General features: G+C 60.4%; 15 protein-coding genes. 7 read left to right on the top strand and 8 right to left on the bottom strand.

The genetic code is table 11. The annotated features are described in order from the left end of the window. Window positions 1-42 precede the first annotated feature (42 nt). The 4 genes from ACUXUR_RS16225 to ACUXUR_RS16210 all read right to left on the bottom strand — a co-directional run bounded on the left by ACUXUR_RS16225 (window position 43) and on the right by ACUXUR_RS16210 (window position 4,670). Window positions 43-1,059, bottom strand: coding sequence for a DUF4357 domain-containing protein (locus tag ACUXUR_RS16225; RefSeq protein ID WP_445503381.1), 1,017 nt, complete (start codon window positions 1,057-1,059; stop codon window positions 43-45). A gap of 934 nt (window positions 1,060-1,993) precedes the next feature. Then, window positions 1,994-2,602 (bottom strand): hypothetical protein, encoded by a 609-nt coding sequence (locus ACUXUR_RS16220; RefSeq protein ID WP_445503380.1) that lies wholly within the window; start codon window positions 2,600-2,602, stop codon window positions 1,994-1,996. 860 nt (window positions 2,603-3,462) lie between these two features. Continuing rightward, a complete protein-coding gene (locus ACUXUR_RS16215) occupies window positions 3,463-4,146 on the bottom strand; it encodes an RES family NAD+ phosphorylase (protein WP_445503379.1) in 684 nt (227 codons plus the stop codon). Next, window positions 4,143-4,670, bottom strand: coding sequence for an MbcA/ParS/Xre antitoxin family protein (locus tag ACUXUR_RS16210; RefSeq protein WP_445503378.1), 528 nt, complete (start codon window positions 4,668-4,670; stop codon window positions 4,143-4,145). The genes ACUXUR_RS16215 and ACUXUR_RS16210 overlap by 4 nt, the downstream gene beginning before the upstream one ends. A gap of 387 nt (window positions 4,671-5,057) precedes the next feature. On the opposite strand from ACUXUR_RS16210, the gene ACUXUR_RS16205 reads away from it, so the two are divergent. The 6 genes from ACUXUR_RS16205 (at window position 5,058) to ACUXUR_RS16180 (ending at window position 9,911) form a co-directional block, all read left to right on the top strand. Then, window positions 5,058-5,555: a cupin domain-containing protein gene (locus tag ACUXUR_RS16205; protein WP_445503377.1), complete on the top strand. Its 498-nt coding sequence runs from the start codon at window positions 5,058-5,060 to the stop codon at window positions 5,553-5,555. Between the two features lie 125 nt (window positions 5,556-5,680). After that, complete coding sequence (locus ACUXUR_RS16200; protein ID WP_445503376.1) at window positions 5,681-7,174, top strand: carboxypeptidase M32; 1,494 nt, start codon at window positions 5,681-5,683, stop codon at window positions 7,172-7,174. 17 nt (window positions 7,175-7,191) lie between these two features. Next, window positions 7,192-7,980 (top strand): phosphodiester glycosidase family protein, encoded by a 789-nt coding sequence (locus tag ACUXUR_RS16195; protein WP_445503375.1) that lies wholly within the window; start codon window positions 7,192-7,194, stop codon window positions 7,978-7,980. A 48-nt stretch (window positions 7,981-8,028) separates the two neighbouring features. Then, window positions 8,029-8,226: a hypothetical protein gene (locus ACUXUR_RS16190; protein ID WP_445503374.1), complete on the top strand. Its 198-nt coding sequence runs from the start codon at window positions 8,029-8,031 to the stop codon at window positions 8,224-8,226. Window positions 8,227-8,528: 302 nt separating this feature from the next. Further along, the gene (locus ACUXUR_RS16185) at window positions 8,529-9,467 is read left to right on the top strand and encodes a tyrosine recombinase (RefSeq protein ID WP_445503373.1); all 939 of its coding nucleotides are present in this window, start codon (window positions 8,529-8,531) and stop codon (window positions 9,465-9,467) included. 102 nt (window positions 9,468-9,569) lie between these two features. Then, a complete protein-coding gene (locus tag ACUXUR_RS16180; protein WP_445503372.1) occupies window positions 9,570-9,911 on the top strand; it encodes a hypothetical protein in 342 nt (113 codons plus the stop codon). Between the two features lie 188 nt (window positions 9,912-10,099). Here the strand turns inward: ACUXUR_RS16180 and ACUXUR_RS16175 are convergent, their stop codons facing one another. Next, window positions 10,100-10,810, bottom strand: coding sequence for an IS6 family transposase (locus ACUXUR_RS16175; RefSeq protein WP_445503371.1), 711 nt, complete (start codon window positions 10,808-10,810; stop codon window positions 10,100-10,102). 262 nt (window positions 10,811-11,072) lie between these two features. Then, window positions 11,073-12,239, bottom strand: coding sequence for an IS110 family RNA-guided transposase (locus ACUXUR_RS16170; RefSeq protein ID WP_445503370.1), 1,167 nt, complete (start codon window positions 12,237-12,239; stop codon window positions 11,073-11,075). Window positions 12,240-12,599: 360 nt separating this feature from the next. Between ACUXUR_RS16170 and ACUXUR_RS16165 the strand changes: the two genes are divergently transcribed. Further along, window positions 12,600-13,457, top strand: coding sequence for an SIS domain-containing protein (locus ACUXUR_RS16165; RefSeq protein ID WP_445503369.1), 858 nt, complete (start codon window positions 12,600-12,602; stop codon window positions 13,455-13,457). Window positions 13,458-13,464: 7 nt separating this feature from the next. Here the strand turns inward: ACUXUR_RS16165 and ACUXUR_RS16160 are convergent, their stop codons facing one another. Both ACUXUR_RS16160 and ACUXUR_RS16155 read right to left on the bottom strand, forming a co-directional pair. Next, a complete protein-coding gene (locus ACUXUR_RS16160; protein WP_445503368.1) occupies window positions 13,465-13,647 on the bottom strand; it encodes a hypothetical protein in 183 nt (60 codons plus the stop codon). A 66-nt stretch (window positions 13,648-13,713) separates the two neighbouring features. Then, window positions 13,714-13,866 carry a hypothetical protein gene (locus ACUXUR_RS16155; protein WP_445503367.1) on the bottom strand — a complete coding sequence of 51 codons (153 nt, stop codon included), beginning with the start codon at window positions 13,864-13,866 and terminating at the stop codon, window positions 13,714-13,716. Between the last annotated feature and the right edge of the window lie 45 nt (window positions 13,867-13,911).

Below are 13,911 nucleotides of genomic sequence, written 5' to 3'. Positions count from 1 at the left end.
AGCAGAGGAGGGGAGAGGGCGCGGGGGGCGCCCTTTGAGTGGCTAGGCGCCGGCTGCGGTCAAAACATCGTCAACGATGCGGACCCATATCGAGCCGGCTCCCATGGACGAGCCGGTGAGGATCTTGGCGGCCAGCGAGGCGCTGTCGAAGACCAGGTTATCCCTCAGAATGAACTTGGTTGGGTCCTGCGGGTGCGGCACCAGGATGCCATCCTCTCTCAAGGCCACGCGACGCCGGCTGATATAGGCCGGGAGCGTATCGATCTCGGCCAGCCGGGCCTCGCTGTCCCGCAGCACCAGAACCTCGCTGGGGCCGATTTTCACGGCCTCCGCAGTGAGCCCTCCGAAGTTGAGGCTGTAGCGGGTACCGACCGGATCATCCGCTGCGAACCCAGGTCCCTTCGCGCGGGAGCGGGACGAAGGGAGGGGGACGATGTTGCCCCCAGATTCGGGCACCACCTGAGTGTCGGCCCAGGCCGTGTTGTGCGGGACGGAATCGGTCAGGTCGCGTCGGAGCCTGCTCGGTTCGGGGCGGACGTCGAGCGGAGGCGGCTCAAGGATTCCGATACCCATGCGCACCAGCTCAGCCCTGGCTTGCGCGACATAGCCATCCATGCCGCGCATATCCTCATGTGTGATCGGGTACCTCTTGGGCGACTGGTCGAACAGGAGGTTGACGTTGCCGGCAGCCTCCAGCTGGGCAGTGAGGCGGCGCTCTCCATCATTGACGTGGAGCTTGGTCCAGCCGTCGCTCTCGCAGGTGAAAAGGATGACCGCGTCCCAGGAGACCCCGGTGCCCGTGAGCTTCGTCAAAGCCCGTGGGCCGACCGCCGCTCCCTCGCCGCAGGTGGCGTCCGGCAGCACGTCGGCGGCGGTCGGATAGCGGACGCCCATGTAGATGCCAGGCCGCTGGAGCAAGGCGAGCTTGGCGAAGGCCGGCAGATCGCTGAGCTGCATCACCGCGATGGACGGGCTGAAGCCGTCCGGGCGGCGGATGATCGGGTCGCGGGCGGCAATCAGGCCGGCGAGGGGCTCGAGCGAGCGAAGATACTTGTTCATGGAAAGATCCTTTCGAGTAGCCTCAGCCCATCCGCGAGCAGCACCAGTGCTCAGCCGAAGCTGAACGGATGCGGTGTCGCGTAGAGGAGAGGCGAATTGAGACGGGGGGCTCAGGCGCAGTGGCGCAGGGCGTGACCGATCAAGCCAGACCGGACGGCGTTGCCACCAAGGGGCTGAGCATAGCGAGCCGGTGCCTGGCAAAATGCCGGCCTCGGATGCGTCTCAATGTTGCTGGGGAAAGGGTATTCCGGCGCACGCAAAGGTGCGCTATTGCAGTTGTTAGCCACAGTTGGTCTCCTACACAGATCAGTTGTGGTCAGGTCACTGTCGGTGTTGGTAGCGCCGGCAGTGGCCGCTCTCTGAGCGGCCTGTCTTCAAGAGACAGCTTGACGGCCCATGGTATAACACGGAAATCGTTAGCGGTAGGTTAACGCGAACTCACTTTTTCGAGGCGTATGGGCAGCGGTCCGCCCGCCTCGCCCGGAAATGTGACTTTGAACCGGTGAGCCTCACGTCTGATCGCATCCTCGCCGTGTCCAGCCGGAACCTTCCACGACGGTATCTGTGCCTGAACGTCCCGGATATGAAATCCATCTGAAACAAACGGACCTCGAGTGGATGGCCGTGATTACGGCTCCTCGGGAGCGGCCGAGCATTGCCCTTGACGCAGAACGAGAGCCCGTGCTGACGAAGGCCCGTCAGTGGAACGATGCTCACGTCGCAGGCAAGGACCGTTCATAAGCGACGGCCGACCAACTGGCTCATGGCAGCTACGATCCATGGATCGATACGGAGATTGTTGCCGGTACCGAACTCCGACCGTTCTGTCATGTAGCAGGCGGGGGGCAACCCCCAGCCTTAGCAGCCCAACGAATTCTTGATCTGGATCGAACAGATCAGGGGCTCAATGACTGCTACATGGCAAGTAGTTCTGTTATGGAGATGTCAGGCGCAAGGTCCCTGCCCCAGCAGTGATCTTTGCCGGGTCAAAGGTGAGATCGCCGAGACGCCATGACTGTAGAACCACAACAGCATCGCCAATGGATTTGGGCTTCACGCCACCATCCACGACACGAGTGATCGACAGGGCCTTCTTCTTCCAATCGATCTGGATGCGATCCTCAGGGCCAAAGCCTGCTCTGCCCCACAGCTCCCGCGGCAGCCGAATGGTGGTGTAGAACCGGTCCGACCGCTTGGCGTCAGGAATGGATTTCACCACAACATGAGCGGAGGCAGCTTTGCGCACCGGACCTTCAGTTTTTGCTGAGCGCTGGATCCGCTTCGCCGGCACTTCAGGTGCCTGAACAGGTTCCGGTTCGGAGCTGACGTCCTGCTGTTGCTCGCTGTGAATCTCGCCTGCTGAAACGGGTTCTTGGGCGAACGTCAAGGCCGATGGCGGGGAGAACGTCTGAACAGCGCTCACAACGTCTCTGACGCTGCCAGAAATTCCTTCAGCCGATTGGATCATGAGAGGTGCCAGTCGTGCAATCGCCTCGATCTGCTGGCCGCCAAGCGTCACCAATTTGCTCACCTGCTCGGCCATGAGCTCCATCGTGGATCGGAGGCTTTTCAGATCCGCGGCCATCCCGGTCAGGGCCTGCTCGACCTCAGGTGACAGGGCAGGGGACTTCACGGACTCTGTCATAGCGCTCGGAGCAGGCGAGCGTTGGGGTTGCGCCTCCTTGGGCCGGAAAACCTCGGCCGCGAGGGCTTCTGGCTTGCCCAGATGCCGTGCCAGAATATCGGCTGTGTCCCGGTGGCGCGCATTCTTGGGAGCGGCCTCACGATCCGACTGCCGTGCCGTCATGACAAAGCTCTGGCGCGCAGTGTCTTTAATCCGACGCTGTCCGGTATCTCGTGATCCTGCCAAACAATCCGGACACAGGTCGTAGGAGCGGTCTCGCCCCAGTAGCCAGCCGTGCTCCTTGAAATGGCCCTTGACCACATCATCCCTGATTGGTCGATTAGACTCATAGTGGTCGGCCTTAGGGCATTCAGAGCAGCGCACGGTGAACCGATATTGTGACGGTACCCCACCACTACGAGTGATATGCGGCTCGAACTGACGCGCAGTGTCCGGCATCTAGTTGTTCCTACAATGATGACGAGGGGCTTTCCTCAACGATGAGCGTTGCTGTCAGGATCAATCTCGATCGTTTCGATAAAAGCTAGAAACAGGGATTTTGGGCGCATGTAACAGTTCAGGCGCAATCTTCCAAGGTCACCTCATTCGAATAAATGATCCGCTTGCCTCGTGCGGAAAACGACTGCTGCAGATTGAAGGCGCGCGTGAGGTTTGATGCGGCTGTCGCGTCAGAGTCAGCACTAGACAGTCACAATTGTTAAGTTGGTAGCATAAGGCTGTTTCCGCGAACATCACAAACGTCGGACAATCGTCCAGCGCTACTCCTGCGGATGAGACGTGAGCTTTTGGACAACAATTCGGCGCTCAGTCGCGAGAACACGGATCCTGAAATGATCGGCTTGAACGACATCAAGAACGTTGGTTGGGCGATACGCAACGACGTTGGTGCCTTCTCGTCGACGGAGGCTGTCGTAGACAACTCCTGCCCGGTCTGAGCCACGAACAGATTCGCCCAGTTGCTGCGAGGCATTATAACGATCGGAAGCATAGACGTCCGGGCGCTCTGCCTGCCGGCCGCGGAGATCCAAGTAGATACCATCCAATCGGGCTGAATAGCTCCTATAAACCCGCGACATTTCCGGAATGTTTCGCGCGACTGCCTCCCGTCGAAGGTGATGCGCAACTTCAGCTGCCGCAGTTTCGATCTCCGCCGCCGCATACCACGCCCCAAGTTCGGATGAGTTGAAGCGCATTCCTGTTGGGCCAACGTGCAGGAATGCCGCCATCACGACGCTGGCGTTTGATCGGCCATAGACCCATTCCTGTTGCGGAAGGCGGGCAATGCGGCTGGCCACCAGTCGGTCATTGGTCCATCCAACGAGGTCCATAACGGCCATCAGATCGGCTGCCGTAGCAACCGTGTCAAACAGCCCGATGGGCGGAAACTGGGAGGGAATGAGGCGGTAGGTCGGGTGGGGCGCTGCGGAATACACGTCGCTCACGAAAGATGAATCTCCGTGTCGTCGTATGCAGCGAGGTCCTTATCTGCCGCATTCGGTTCCATGTAGAGACCACCGCGAGCCGCATCGAGGAAGCGCCGAACCGTTAGGAGGCTATCCTGGGTGCCATCGGTCACAAGGTCCATTGGCGGGCGGCCGCCAAACACCATTGCTCCATGAGGTCCACGGAGCCATCCGAGCCCGTCCTGCTCTGTCGGGTAGAGGATCCGCAGAGCCTGGTAGATGCCAAGCACGGCCGAAATCCGGGTCAGGACGTCGGCATCAAGGGTGAACTCCGCGTGCTCACGGGCCTGTTTGGCCCATTTGTGATAGGTGGAGCGCGGAGGGTAGCCGAGGATCCGAAGGCGTTCCTGCTCGGTCAGCCCCCACAGATCGGCAATCGCCAGGAAAGTCCGCATGCCGGGCGCACTCAACCGCTTGCGGTTGGCAGGCTCGAAGCGGGCCTGCTCCAGGTGAGGGAGGTTTTGAGCAGTTGCCGACTGCGCGTTTTCCAGGGGCTGTGCCATGTTTCACCTCGTTGTCCAGATATAGAGTTAGTTCATATTGAGACTCAACGCAACGGCGTTCGAGAAGATCCGCCGATCGTTCAAGGGCGAGGGGCTTGCTTGATCGCATTAAACCGGGTGGAGGCTCACTAAAATGTAGTCAGCCGGGGGAGTTTGGTGGCTTCAAGCCTCAGAAATCACGCCATAGTTACACATGATAACATTTCGCATAATAAGCGTTTTGACAAGAAGTCTGTGGCGAGACGGATCCCATGTCGCCTGATAGAGCATGTGACTCGCGAGCATTACAGAGGCACACGGAAGGCTTGCGCCCACCTTCTTCACCCCTAGTCTCCTTGCGCATAATCTTCTGTAAGGACACACGCCAAAACCAAGGCGGAGAGCACCATGACAGACCACAACCAGGACAACGCCCATGATCATCACGAGCACTGGAAGCACCACGGCGTCCAGGTGATCAAGGGCGACCGTCTCGATCCGAATACGGCCCAAACCCCGGGCATGTTTCGCCAGGCCGCGATCAATCATGCGCGGGTGGGCGCACAGAAGATCTGGGCGGGCACGGTTTCGATCCAGCCGAACGCCAAGACCGGGGTGCACCACCACGGCGAATTGGAGAGCGTCATCTATGTCGTGCGAGGCAAGGCCCGCATGCGCTGGGGCGAGCGGCTGGAGTTCGTCGCAGAGGCTGGGCCTGGGGACTTCATCTATGTGCCGCCCTTCGTGCCCCATCAGGAGATCAATGCCAGTCCCGACGAGCCCCTCGAATGCGTCTTGGTGCGCAGCGACAACGAAGCCGTCGTGGTGAACATCACCGATGTGGACCCGGTCGAACAGCCGGAGGAGGTTTACTGGGTCGACCCGATCCACAAGCAGCCGGAGTAGGTGCTGGACAGCGCCATAGGGACAGGTGTCAACAGCGGCCGAATGCTTTCATCCGAGCCGGTTGCGTATTCACTTTGCCCGCCCCGCAGCCCGAACTTAACCTCAAGGACGGAACTCGCACCAACATGCACGCCTACCCCACGCTGGAAGAACGCTTCGCCCGCATCAGCTCGATCGAGGACGCGATCGGCATTCTGCAATGGGATGCCGAAACCATGATGCCGGAGGGCGCCGCCGACAGCCGCTCCGACCAGCTCGCAATACTCAAGGGCATTGCCCATGAGCTTCTCACCGCACCCGACACGGGCGACCTCCTGGACCAGGCGGATCAGGACAGCGGCCATCTCGACGCCTGGCAGCGCGCTAACCTGCGTGAGATGCGTCGGATGTACCTCCATGCGGCTGCAGTTCCGGCCGACCTCGTCGAGGCCAGCTCCAGAGCCGTATCCCGGGCAGAGCTGGTGTGGCGCGAAGCCCGACAGAACGGCGACTTCGCCCTGCTCCTGCCGCACCTCTCCCAAGTCCTCACGCTTCAGCGGCAGATCGGCCAGGCCAAGGGCGAGGCATTGAGGCTGTCCTCTTATGATGCTCTCCTCGACAGCTACGACCCCGGTCTGCGCCAGACTACCATTGACCCTCTCTTCGCCGAACTCGGTGCCGAGTTGCCAGCATTGATCCAGGAGGCGCAAGAGCACCAAAAGGGCCGTCCTGCTATCCAGCCGCTTGACGGCCCCTTCCCTGTCGATGATCAACGCCGCATTGGCGAGCAATTGATGAAGGTCGTCGGATTCGATTTCAACCAAGGGCGGCTTGATGTGAGCCTGCATCCATTCTGCGGTGGATCCACGAGCGATGTCCGGATCACCACCCGCTACAGCGAGGCCAACTTCATGGGCGCGCTCATGGGCGTGCTGCATGAGACCGGTCACGCGCTTTATGAGCAGGGCCGCCCGGAGGTATGGCGCCGTCAGCCGGTCGGGCTGGCGCGCGGCATGAGCCTGCACGAGAGCCAATCCCTTCTCATCGAGATGCAGGCCTGCCGGAGTTGGGAGTTCGTCACCTATCTCGCTCCCCTCGTACGGGAGGCTTTCCAGCGAGAGGGGCCAGCCTGGAACCCGGCGAATCTCCACCGGATCCTGACCACAGTGGAGCCAGGCTTCATCCGGGTGGATGCGGACGAGATTACCTATCCGGCTCATATCCTGGTTCGGTACAAACTGGAGAAGGCGCTGATTGCCGGCGACCTCCAGATCCAGGATCTGCCGTCCGCCTTCAACGAGGAGATCAGAAGACTTCTTGGTCTTACGGTGCCCGACGACAGCCTGGGCTGTCTGCAAGACATCCACTGGCCCGGTGGCGCGTGGGGATACTTCCCAACCTACACGCTTGGCGCCATGACGGCGGCCCAACTCTTCAGGGCCGCCAGCCAGGCCGATGCAGACATCCTCCCTGGCTTGGCAAAGGGGGATTTCACACCGCTTCGGATATGGCTGCGCGCCAATGTTCATTCGAAGGGGAGCCTGCTGACAGTCGATCAGCTTTTGGTTTCTGCAACCGGCCAACCGCTCACTGCGGAAGTCTTCCGCGCTCACCTGCGGGAACGGTATCTCGGACACTGAAAGGACCTAAGCTGAAAATGAAATCTATCAGCCTCACTCTGGACGGCTTGCTCTCCTGGACCGCCATCATCCTGTTTGCGATCCTCGTTTCCGTTGGCCTGCTTACCGGACGAGCAGCGGCTCAGCCTGAGGGTGATCCATGTCGACCAGTCCAATTTGCTGACAGCACCTTCGTGGTCTGCACGGCGGATCTACGACAATACGAGGTGAGGCTGTTCTGGCGCGGGCCAGGCGGGGATGTGCTGGGCTCGTTCGATCGGTTGAAAGAGACACCGGAGGGTGCACGCGTTGCTTTCGCAATGAACGCCGGCATGTACGATGAGGATCGCTCACCGGTGGGACTTTACGTCGAAAACGGAAAGCAACTGAAGGCGGCCAACACCAGGAACGGACCCGGAAACTTCCACCTCAAGCCGAATGGCATCTTTTATGTCAAAGGCCGTCAGGCAGGCGTGCTTGAGACAGGAGCCTATCTGAAGCGAAAAATCAGGCCGGATTTCGCGACACAATCGGGCCCGATGCTCGTCATCAATGGACAAATCCACCCTCGGTTTTCGGAACAAAGCACCTCGCGAAAAATCCGTAACGGTATCGGGGTGAAAGACCAGCACACGGTCGTGTTTGCGATTTCAGAAGATCCGGTCACGTTCAGCACATTCGCTCATTTGTTCCGAGACGAGCTCGGCTGTGCCGATGCACTGTTCCTGGATGGAAGTGTCTCCAGCCTCTATGCCCCTTCGTTAGAGAGGATGGATGCGCTCATGCCGATGGGACCGATCGTCGGAGCCCTGCGCCGACGCCCATGATAAGCGGCGCCGGCGTGGGAGTTTCACGTTGAAACCGTAGGCGGAAAGATGATGGCGTCAGAGTTCATGTACGAAGTGGTCATTCACCAAGCGGGTGGTTACGAGCAGCCCAAGCTCGAAACTCATTCAGTGCCGAAGCCTGACGATCGGCAGGTTCTGGTCCGCACCCAGGCGGTGGGCGTGAACTATGCCGAACTTTGCGTGCGGTGGGCCGTGTACGAGCCGGCGCGCCGGTTCATAGGATAGTCCTACATCCCTACCCACTGAACCTGAACCCGAACTCTTTGGCGGCTTGCGCGATGCTGATCCGCCCATCCCGAACGCGAATAACTGTCTCCAGATGCCCTCACTCTCGTGTGCTCACCCGATCACCGGCATCGTTCGAACTCGACGTAGAGTGCGTCAGCGTCAGAACGAGCGTGACATCTCTATCGGGAGGGCTGAGACATGCCTATCGGTGATCTACACGCGACTTTCGTTGACGAGGGTTTTTGACAAGAAGTCTGTAACCTGTGCTGTGCCATGATCCTCCGGCTGAGGAGGAATTCATGCGCTCAAACCGACGGCTGGCCCAGCTGTGGCTCGATGCCTTGGCGACGGAGCTTGGTGCATCAGCCGGCACCATCGACACCTACACTGATGACCTCAACTGTTATCTCGCCTGGCTCGATGAGAACAGTCTTGGACTGAATGATGTCGGCCTTGAACAGGTCCGGGACTACATCGCCGATCTTGATCAGCGCGGCTATGCCGGATCGACGGTGGCTCGGCGCATCACCGTGGTCCGGGGGCTCCATCGTTTCCTGATCACCGAGGAACTTGGCTCACGCGATCCGACGTCCACCATGTCAGCCATGCGTCGGCCGAGGAAGATGCCCTTCGTCCTCTCTATTGCCGAGACGGAGGCTCTCCTGGAAACCGCCCACAAGCTCGCGGCCGATCCCTCAATGGGCCTCTACCGTCAGGCCGGCTATGCCCGTCGGGCCGCCCTGTTCGAGACGCTCTATGCCTCGGGCATGCGCATCAGTGAGGCTCTGTCTTTGCCCTCCGATGCCGCCCCTCCCGGCACCCGGATGCTTTTGGTGCGCGGCAAGGGTGACAAGCAGCGGCTCGTGCCCCTGCACGATCGCGCGATCGAGGCAATTGCCCAGTGGCAGAAGCTCGCGGCTGCCTATTCCGGCGGAGCACCCTCCCCTTGGCTGTTCCACTCCGTCCGAAACGGCACGAAGGCTTTGACGAGACAGGCTGCCCTGCTGGAGATCAAGGAGGCCGCTGTCGCCGCGGGACTAGCAAGCCCTGAGCGAGTCTCACCACACGTTTTGCGGCATGCCTTTGCCACCCACATGCATTCAGGCGGCACCGACCTGCGCGTACTGCAGGAGCTGCTGGGACACGCTGGCATCGAGACCACCCAGATCTACACCCATCTGGATATCTCCCGCCTCCACCAGATGGTCCGCGATCTGCACCCGCTCAATGATGGTTAGGACGAGCACGCAACTCTGCTTATGAACATGCCCGTGTCAGCACAATCCTGATGCTGGTATGTGGTAGAATGGTTGCCAGATAGCTGATCCGGGAGGTGCGCGATGATGATCCGAGCCTCGTGCCATACTGCCGACAATGCCCTAGCCCTTGAATTCGATGCGACGCCATGGTTTCGCGCGGCCGACCGGCAGAGCATTCTGCACCTTGCCGGACAGGGCTGGTCCAGCACGTGGGTTGCCGACGCGCTCGAGACGCATCCCGGCTATGAGGGTCTTCATCAGCTGGTCACTTATGCCACCACGCGACTGCGGGACGAGTCGCTCGAGGACCCCACTTGGGACGCGCTCGACTGCGACATCAACCAGTCTGATGCCATGCACTGGCTGGCGGAGAACAGGCCGGAGATTGCGGCAATGATCCAGGACCGGCGATCGGAGCCATGAGCCGTCTAGGCGGGATTAGGAGGTGCTCGGCAAGCCATGTGACGCGGGTGCTTGAGCGCTTGTGTCAGGCTGTCAGTTATTCTGGCTTCTTATCAGATGCGAGCTGCAGAATTTGGCCGTTGGCAGGTACTGTCAAGTTGACGCGAGAAGACGAAGCTGGCACCGAGACAGCCATCAAGCAGTCCCAACTAGCCCACGAGCGCTGTCCCTGTCGCGTCACGCCAGGTCGCAAATGCGTGTTCGCGCGCAGCCCGATACTCACTGGACGAGAGTCGATGACGGCGGAGTTGAAAGAGGTTGTGGATCGGGGTGTGAGCGGCGAGAAACTGCTGGGCATGCCGGGCTGATTTGAACCGCCTCATGTGACGCTCACGTCTTCGAACTGGTTGGTGCGAGACTTCACAGCGATTGTTCAGATACCGACTCTGCCGATGTTCGACGCCGGGCAAGATCTCGCGTTTGGCAGCGCCGTAGGATCCGAGTTTATCGGTCACGATGACCCTTGGCACATAGCACAAACCCTTCAGCAACTTGCGAAAGAAGCACTTGGCTGCCTTCTTGTTGCGCCGGCTCTGGACCAGAACGTCAAGCACGTGCCCATACTGATCGACGGCTCGCCAGAGATAATGCAGTTTGCCTCGGATGCGAACGAACACCTCATCCAGAAACCATTTGTCTCCGGGTTTCGGGCGCCGCCGCTTGAGGCGGTTGGCATAGGCGCGTCCGAAGCGCAGGCTCCATTCACGGATAGTCTCGTAGCTGACTTCAATGCCTCGCGCCGCCAGGATCAGCTCGACCTCGCGCAGGCTGAGGCTGAAGCAGTGATACAACCAGACCGCCTGGTTGATGATGTCAGCCGGAAAGCGGTAGCCGCGATAAGGGTTGGAGGTCGTGCTCATGCCCAAGACCCTGCCACAGGCCCCGAGCTGTTACCAACCTGACAGTGCCGAGCCAGTTGCACAACGGCGCCGTCGCCGCTGGAAACTCACATCCGGTCGCCGCTTCTCGCGGCCGCACCAATATCCCGCATGCGTCGGGAAAGGCTCAGGTGGACGCGACCATTCTGCACCTCGGCATTTAGCCCTTCATATCTGCGGTTCGTCCGCCTGGATCCTGCAAGACTGATCAGGTCTCGCGGATTAAAGGAACGAGGTCCACTGCCTATGCGGTTCGCAAGGCAGCGCCTTCGGGAAGCATCCCAAGAGTGACGTACCGCCACAGACTGATGAGGAGCTTCCGCGCCATCGCGACAATCATCACCCGTCGGATCCGACCGGCGTTGAGCTCAACGCGGTGGCGGAACCAGGTGGCCAGGGCCGATTGCGGCTGGTGTCTCAGCCAGAGCCAGGCCAACTGGATCATGGTGGTTCGCAACCGCGGATTGCCGGCTTTTGAGACGCCTTGTTCCCGATCGATGGAGCCGCTCTGCCAGGGCGTCGGCGCTAATCCGGCATAAGACGCGATCTGCCGTCGATTGTCGAAATGGCGGAAGAGACCCTCCAGCCAAAGAACACCCGCGAATTCTGTGCCGATGCCTTTCAAGCTCATCAGGATCGCTGCCGGTGAGGGTCGCTGCCCGTTGTCTGCCGCTGCGACGAACAGAGCATCCCGCTCAGCTTCGACGGTGTTGATCTGTTGGAGGATCAGCTCCAGCCGATCAAGTTCGCGGCTGATCTGCCTCTTCAGGTGGTCCGGGAGAGGCCGACCATCTCCTGTCATGAGCTGTTCAAGCCGCTGCCGTCGGTTGCCGCGCAGGGGCTCATAGTCGGTAACTCCCTGCGCAAAGAGCAATCCCTTGATCCGATTGACGTGTGCGACCCGTTCGACCATCAGCGTCTTGCGTTCACGGACCAAGCGGCGACGATCTTCTTCTTGCGGACTTGGCGCTTGGACCATGGCGCACACGCGGGGCTCTCCGCGCTTGTAGGCCATGAGAGTGCGCACCAGGGCTTCGCCGTCGATGCGGTCGGTCTTGGCCCGCCGGCGCCGGCGCGAGACTGCGATCGAAGCAGGATCCACGACATAGCTCTCGATGCCCTCGCGCTGCAGAACACGATGGGTCCAAAAGCCATCAAGACCCGCCTCTTGAATGACGATGATCGGAAAGATCTGCCCGGTTCGAACCCGCGCCTTCTCTTTGAGCTGGGCAAACCGCGCCAGGAGTTCGGCCACATCTCCGCTCCGGACGCTGTGCTTGGACATCTTCTCCCCAGCACCCGGCGAGAGCGAGGTGATCAGCCAGACGGAGCGACTGAGCTCCATCGAGACGAAAATGGCGCTAAGATTGGTATGGATAGCGGTCTGCGTGGGCCGGGGATCGATCGACATGGGTCGCCTCCAGAGTGGGTGTACAGCAACCTCACTCTGCCATTGAGCGGATCGCTATCCACCCCCATAGGATCTGCACCCGCCCCGCTAGGCCCAAGCATCATCAATAATCACATGGCCAAACGGGCGCCATCCAGACATGACGGTGCCCCGGAATGCGACGTTCGAAACGATCGCAGCCGTGCTGGCCGCGCAGGGCCAAGGGCTGAGGCTTAAGCTGTAATTTTCCCCTTTTGGGATAAACCTGCTACGTACTTGCACAATGTACGCTGGGGGATGGCTGGTACGAATGATGAGTATATCCGATCAACTACTCTCTTTGTTCTCGGTTAAGTTGCCAACGGTCTAATGGACGTCACAATGGATCAAAGCCCCACTAGTCTTCTGGCTCAAATCGAGGCTGCTCGCGACAGCCTGAGTCGGTCGGAAGCTCGGGTCGCCGACTACGTCCTGAACGCCCCGCAAGGTGTGCTGGAGCTCTCAATCGAGGCTCTGAGCAAGGCCGCGGGCGTCAGCGAGCCAACGGTGGCACGGTTCTGTAAGTCGGTCGGGTTTTCGGGCTGGAAGGAGTTCAAAATCCAGGTGGCCCGCAGCCTTGGGGGCGGCGTACCGTTCGTCCATCAAGACGTCAGGGCCGATGATCCTATCGGGGTCGCCGCCGCGAAGGTCGTCGACAGGTCCGTCAGCGCCCTCCTTTCCCTGCGCGATCGACTCGACAGCGGCATTCTCAAATCAGCGGTCGCCATCCTGACGCGCGCGGCTCGTATCGAGTTCTACGGGCAGGGCAGTTCCGGGATCGTGGCGCTCGACGCCCAGCACAAGTTTTTCAGGCTCGGAATTCCGACGGTCGCGTACTCGGATCCTCACGTCCACGCCATGTCGGCAGCATTGCTTGGTCCCTCGGACGTGGTTGTCGCCATCTCGGCCGGGGGGCGGACGCTCGATCTGATCCGGTCGGTCGAGATCGCCCGGGACGCCGGGTCCCAAGTCATCGGCATCACCACAGGCGGCTCGCCTTTGACGCGCCACTGCAATCTGACGCTGTCAACCGACGTTCACGACGATGAGACCATCTATGCCTCGATGACCTCGCGCCTCACTCATCTTGCCATCATCGACATCCTGGCGGTGCTGGTTGCCCTGGAGCGTGGACCAGAGAAGATCCGGTCGCTGGAGAGAGGCAAGAAAAGCGTGCGCGAAAAGCGGTCCGCGACGTAATGGGCCGTTATGCTTCATCGAGCGGACCGCTGCCCCACCCTGGAATGATGAAGCTGGCTTCATGATCGTACTTGCACCAGCCACTGCGTTGGACCCGATGCTCGGGATCGAAGGTCTGGTAGCTTTTATAGCGCGCGACGAGATGCCCGTCAGCGCCATACTCGTGATGCTCCCAGTGCATTTCCATCACGTCGCCCGCTCGACTGCGGTTTTGCTCTGCTCGAGGAAACGATCAGGCGGGACACGGAATGTAAGCTCAAAGCATGGCATCGGCTGCATCCGGAGCGCGCATCAATTTGTCGATCAAATCGTCAGCAGCCGAGTTGGTGAGGCCCCACGCCACGGCCTTCGCATCCACGTAGACCGTAAAAGTCCCGTCCTGAGTGGGCCTCTTGGCAATACGCAACATCAATCATTCTCCTGTGCGAACTGAAGACTGCAACTTCTTGCAGGC

It is taken from the genome of Microvirga medicaginis (assembly GCF_052658925.1).
This window is presented reverse-complemented; position numbering and strand designations above follow the sequence as displayed.